This is a genomic window from uncultured Amnibacterium sp. (assembly GCF_964245895.1).
Lineage (GTDB): Bacteria > Actinomycetota > Actinomycetes > Actinomycetales > Microbacteriaceae > Amnibacterium.
This window is the reverse complement of the sequence record NZ_CAXTOQ010000206.1, coordinates 1-4890: the sequence shown is the minus strand read 5'-3', so window position 1 is coordinate 4890 and position 4890 is coordinate 1. Positions and strand designations below refer to the sequence as shown.

The following is a 4890-nucleotide window of genomic DNA, read 5'->3' as shown; positions in this document are numbered from 1 at the left end:
TTTGGTCCCTTCAAACGGCCCCATCACCGCTTACACAAACCATCAGACACGCTCGGCGAGGGCGCCGCGCGCGAGGACCGTCGCTCCCCCGACGGCCGCCGGCATCGCGAACACGGCGCCGAGCGGGATCAGGAACAGCACCCACGTCGCCACGCCGAAGCCCAGCGCGCGGGCACGGCTGCGCCCGAGGATGCGGCGACGGTCGCGCAACCGGTAGCCGCGGGCGTCGAACGGCGCCCCGGTCAGCTCCACGGTCAGGAACCAGCCGCCGACCACGGCGCCGAAGACCCCGCCGAGCACGGCTCCGGCCACCGGGACGAGGCCGAGCAGGAACGAGACGAGCCCCACCGCGACGGAGGCGAGCAGCAGCACGATCCCGTCCCGAGCGGCTCGCAGGACGCCGCGCAGCAGCGGCTCGTCGCGCTCCTGCGGCGGGTCGCCGAGCCGGCGCTCGACCGCGCCGGAGATGCGCTCGTAGAAGGGGTCCCCCACGGTCAGCACGACGGCCGTGAACGAGAGCGCCGCGACGGCGACGGCCACGACGAGCAGGGCGATGCCCACGACGACGTGGGCGCCGGACGCCCACGGCTCGCCCCATCCGCTCGCGAAGGGCGTCAGCGCCGTCGCCACGTCGTCGATGGAGGCGATCAGGGCGACGAGCAGCCCGACCCACACGGCGCCGACGAGCAGCGCCGGGATCGCGCCGAGGAGCATCAGGCGCGGCGAGGTCGCCCAGAACCGGAAGCCGCGGCCGAGGTCGCCGACCCCGCGGAGGAACTCGCGCACGGGACGATCCTCCCGTGCCGGGGCGGTCAGAGCCGGGCGAGCCCCTGCCGGATCAGGTCGGGCAGGTCGGCGGGCTCGAACGGCTCCCCCGAGGCCGCGAGGTCGTCGGCCGTCCACCACCGGGAGGCGACGATGTCGTCGCGCTCGTCCGGCATCCATCCGGCGTCGCTCGGCTCGAAGTGCTGCGTGCGGATCGCGAACCACGACCAGTGGCCGAGCTCGTAGGGGTGCCAGGCCGTGTCGACCGCGAAGTCCACGTGCGCGAACGGCTCGCCGACCGAGTCGACGACGAGCCCGGTCTCCTCCCGCAGCTCCCGCACCCCCGCCGCAGGGAAGTCCTCGCCGGGGTCCACGCCGCCGCCCGGGGTGATCCAGCGGGGTGGGACCGCGTGGTCCTTGCCGTAGGTGAGGAACAGCAGCACGCGCTCGTCGTGGTCGGCGACGACGAGCCTGGAGGTCGACCGCTCGGCCACGCGCTACTCCCCCGGGATCGGCGCGAAGCTCGAGACGTCGCCCACCAGCCGGGTGCGGTCGGCGGGCACGGGCTCGACGGCCGCCGCCGCGATCTCCTCCGCGAACTCCTGCACGTTGTAGAGGCGCCCTGCGGCCTCCCGGCGGGCGTCGAGCGCTCCCGGGCTGGCGCGGTTCAGGATCTGCGCGGTGACCGTGCCCTCGATCATGTCGCCGGAGACGACGACGAACCCGATCCCGAGCGCCTCGAGCGCGGGGATGCGCGCGCGCAGCGCGTCCTCGCCGGCCCGCTTGCTGCGCGCGACGGGCTCGTACTCCGGCATCGTCGGCGTCGTCGCGATGAAGTGCGCCTGGTGGCTGGTGACGAAGACGACCCGCGATCCCGGGTCCATCAGCGGCACCGCCGCCTCGAGCACCCGAACCTGCGCGTCCCGGTTCAGTTGCAGCGCGTAGTCCTCCGCCGCGCCCGCCTCCATCCCGCCCGAGGCGTTCAGCATCAGCAGATCGAGGCCGCCCCACTCGCGGACGACCGCCCGCATCAGCGCCTCGACGGACTCGCCGTCGGTGAGGTCGGCGCGCACGGCGAACGACTCCCCTCCGGCGTCCCGCACCTTCTGCACGACCGCGTCCGCCCGGCGGACCTTCTTCTCGTCGCGGTAGTTGATCACCACGTCGAAGCCGCGCCCGGCGAGCAGCACCGCGGTGTCGGCGCCGATGCCGCGGGAGGAACCGGTGATCAGGGCGCGCTTGCGCACGGGCACGAGGTCGGCGTCTCGGTCGCTCACGGGCGCCGAGCCTATCGGTCGTGCCGCGCGCCGCCCGGTGCTACCGTTCGAGGCCGGACCACAGGAGTACGCCGATGTTCCCCGACCTCTTCGCCTACACCTGGGTGCTCTGGCTGGTGGTCGTCGTCGCCGCGGTCGTGCTCGAGCTGCTGAGCCTGAACCTGGTCTTCGCCATGATCGCGATCGGCTCGCTCGTGGGCGGCCTGGGGACCTGGCTGCTCGGCTGGCCGGTCGCCGTGCAGGTGCTCGCGGCCGCCGTGCTGTCGGCCCTGCTCGTCTTCATCATCCGGCCGGTGCTCTACCGGCTGCTCGTGGCGGGCAGGCCGCGCGAGCTGACCAACGTGGACGCCCTGTCCGGCATGACCGCCAGGGCGACCGTCCCCTTCGTGGACGGCGGCGGCTTCGCCCGCCTCGCGAACGGCGAGACCTGGACCGCGCGGCTCGACACCGCGAACGAGCACGCGGAGGTGGGCGCAGGCGCCCGGCTCACCGTGGTGAGCATCGACGGCGCCACCGCCGTCGTCTCGCCGGCGACCATCCCGAACCCCGGAACCGGAGCGACCCCATGACCGAAGCAGGCGCATTCCTCGGCCAGCTGTTCCTGATCGTCCTCGCGATCGTCGTCGTCATCTTCGTCATCGTCGTGCTCGCCAGGGCGGTGCGGGTCGTGCCGCAGGCCAGGGCGGGGGTCGTCGAGCGGCTCGGCCGGTACCACAAGACGCTCCTGCCGGGTCTGAACCTGCTCGTGCCGTTCATCGACCGTCTGCGGCCGCTGCTCGACCTGCGCGAGCAGGTCGTCTCCTTCCCTCCGCAGCCGGTGATCACCGAGGACAACCTCGTCGTCTCGATCGACACCGTCGTCTACTTCCAGGTGACGGACGCGCGGGCGGCCACCTACGAGATCGCGAACTACCTGGTCGCCGTCGAGCAGCTGACCACGACGACGCTGCGCAACGTCGTCGGCGGGCTGAACCTGGAGGAGGCGCTCACCAGCCGCGACAACATCAACGGCCAGCTGCGGGTCGTGCTGGACGAGGCGACCGGCAAGTGGGGCATCCGCGTCAACCGGGTCGAGCTGAAGTCGATCGAGCCGCCGGTGTCCATCCAGGACTCGATGGAGCAGCAGATGCGCGCCGAGCGCAGCCGCCGCGCCCAGATCCTGACCGCCGAGGGCACGAAGCAGTCCGCGATCCTCCAGGCCGAGGGCGAGCGGCAGTCGCAGATCCTGCAGGCCGAGGGCGAGGCGCAGGCCCGCGTCCTCCGCGCCGAGGGCGAGGCGAAGGCCATCCAGACGGTGTTCGACGCGATCCACGCCGGGAACCCGGACGGCCCCCTGCTCGCGTACCAGTACCTCCAGACGCTGCCGAAGCTCGCGGACGGCGCCTCGAACAAGCTGTGGATCATCCCGTCGGAGCTGACGGAGGCGCTGAAGGGCATCGGCGGCGGGTTCACGCAGGGCATCGGTCAGGCCGCTGCGGCCGCAGGTCAGCGCGAGCGCCGCGAGCCGGCCGCGCCGGCGCCCTCGTCGGTGCGTCCCCCCGAGCCGTCCGTGGCGCCCGCGCAGGCGGCTCCGCCGGCCGAGCCCGCGCCGCCCGCCGCGGCGCAGTGAGCCGCAGCGACTGGTTCGAGGGCCCGCTCCCCCGGATCCTCGCGCACCGGGGCCTGGCGCTCGACGCGCCGCAGAACAGCATCGGCGCCTTCCAGGCCGCGCTCGCCGCCGGCGCGACGCACCTCGAGACGGACGTGCGGGCGACGGCGGACGGTGCGGCGGTGCTGGTGCACGACGCCGAGCTGCCCGATCGGAGGCCGATCGGCACGCTGCGGCTCGGCGAGCTGCGGAAGGCGCTGCCCCAGGTCGCGACGCTCGAGGAGGCGCTGGTCGCGCTGCCGGACGCCCGCTTCAACATCGACGTGAAGCACCAGGACGCCGTCGCGCCCGCGGCGGCTGCGGTGCAGCACGTCGGCGCCGCGCCGCGGGTCCTGCTCACCTCCTTCTCCGGCCGCCGACGCCGCGCCGCGCTGCGGCTGCTGCCGACGGCCTCGACGTCGGCGTCGTCTACCGGCGTGGCCGGCGCGATCGCGAGCCTGCGCCTGCACACGCCCGGGCTGACCCGGCTGGCGCTGCGCGGCGTGCAGGCGGTGCAGATCCCCGAGCGCGCGGCGCGGACCGACCTCGCCACCCCCTGGGCGATCGCGGCGCTCCATGCCGCCGGGGTCGAGGTGCACTTCTGGGTGATCAACGACCCGGTGCGGATGCGGGAGCTCGTCGCGCGGGGCGCCGACGGCATCGTCACCGACCGCGCCGACCTGGCGAGGGACGCGCTCCGCTGACCCTCCGAAGGTTCTGAGAAACCCCCTCCGAGCCGAGGTGCGCGCCGAAGGACTGTTAGACCGGACGCGGGGAGAGGGGACGATACGAATGGCTGATCGCAGTCTGCGAGGAATGCGTCTCGGCGGGCAGAGCCTGCAGAGCGAGGAAGGCGTGGTGTTCTCGGAGCGCCAGGTGCGCGAGTACCAGGCCACCGACGGGAGCACGTTCTCGGTGACGTTCGCCGCGGAGGCGGACATCCCCGAGCGGTGGACCAGCCCGAGGACCGGGCAGGAGGGCCAGCTGCTCGAGGAGGACGGCACCCTCGCGGCGCAGACCGTCAAGGAGACGAAGCCGCCGCGCACCCACTGGGACATGCTGCTCGAGCGGCGCACCCGCGCCGAGCTCGAGGAGCTGCTGGAGGAGCGTCTGCAGTACTTGCGCGCCCGCCGCGGCAAGACGAACGACAAGAAGGCGTCCTAGCGCGCCGACCTCGTCGAGAGGCGCCGTCCCCCGGGGGCGGCGCCTCTCGTCGTCTCA

7 protein-coding genes are annotated in these 4890 nt (G+C 73.6%); 4 read left to right on the top strand and 3 right to left on the bottom strand.

Annotated elements, in window-relative coordinates; genetic code table 11:
- Positions 1-42: 42 nt before the first annotated feature.
- Genes ACFE60_RS17620 through ACFE60_RS17610 form a run of 3 tightly spaced genes read right to left on the bottom strand, consistent with a single transcriptional unit; the run spans position 43 to position 2042 of the window.
- Positions 43-786: an EI24 domain-containing protein gene (locus tag ACFE60_RS17620; RefSeq protein ID WP_375390160.1), complete on the bottom strand. Its 744-nt coding sequence runs from the start codon at positions 784-786 to the stop codon at positions 43-45.
- Positions 787-812: 26 nt separating this feature from the next.
- Entirely contained in the window at positions 813-1259 is a 447-nt protein-coding gene (locus ACFE60_RS17615; RefSeq protein ID WP_375390159.1) for an NUDIX hydrolase, read from the bottom strand.
- Between the two features lie 3 nt (positions 1260-1262).
- Positions 1263-2042: an SDR family oxidoreductase gene (locus ACFE60_RS17610; RefSeq protein WP_375390158.1), complete on the bottom strand. Its 780-nt coding sequence runs from the start codon at positions 2040-2042 to the stop codon at positions 1263-1265.
- A gap of 74 nt (positions 2043-2116) precedes the next feature.
- Between ACFE60_RS17610 and ACFE60_RS17605 the strand changes: the two genes are divergently transcribed.
- The 4 genes from ACFE60_RS17605 to ACFE60_RS17590 all read left to right on the top strand — a co-directional run bounded on the left by ACFE60_RS17605 (position 2117) and on the right by ACFE60_RS17590 (position 4833).
- Positions 2117-2611, top strand: coding sequence for an NfeD family protein (locus ACFE60_RS17605; RefSeq protein WP_375390157.1), 495 nt, complete (start codon positions 2117-2119; stop codon positions 2609-2611).
- The gene (locus ACFE60_RS17600; protein ID WP_375390156.1) at positions 2608-3651 is read left to right on the top strand and encodes an SPFH domain-containing protein; all 1044 of its coding nucleotides are present in this window, start codon (positions 2608-2610) and stop codon (positions 3649-3651) included. Before ACFE60_RS17605 ends, ACFE60_RS17600 begins: the two co-directional genes overlap by 4 nt.
- Entirely contained in the window at positions 3648-4373 is a 726-nt protein-coding gene (locus tag ACFE60_RS17595; protein WP_375390155.1) for a glycerophosphodiester phosphodiesterase family protein, read from the top strand. The genes ACFE60_RS17600 and ACFE60_RS17595 overlap by 4 nt, the downstream gene beginning before the upstream one ends.
- An 88-nt stretch (positions 4374-4461) precedes the next feature.
- Positions 4462-4833 carry an RNA polymerase-binding protein RbpA gene (locus ACFE60_RS17590; RefSeq protein WP_375390154.1) on the top strand — a complete coding sequence of 124 codons (372 nt, stop codon included), beginning with the start codon at positions 4462-4464 and terminating at the stop codon, positions 4831-4833.
- Positions 4834-4890: the final 57 nt, after the last annotated feature.

Bases quoted from the DNA above. Each gene is read 5' to 3' on its own strand.
- ACFE60_RS17590 (WP_375390154.1), top strand. From the start codon at position 4,462: ATGGCTGATCGCAGTCTGCGAGGAATGCGTCTCGGCGGGCAGAGCCTG.
- ACFE60_RS17600 (WP_375390156.1), top strand. From the start codon at position 2,608: ATGACCGAAGCAGGCGCATTCCTCGGCCAGCTGTTCCTGATCGTCCTC.
- ACFE60_RS17605 (WP_375390157.1), top strand. From the start codon at position 2,117: ATGTTCCCCGACCTCTTCGCCTACACCTGGGTGCTCTGGCTGGTGGTC.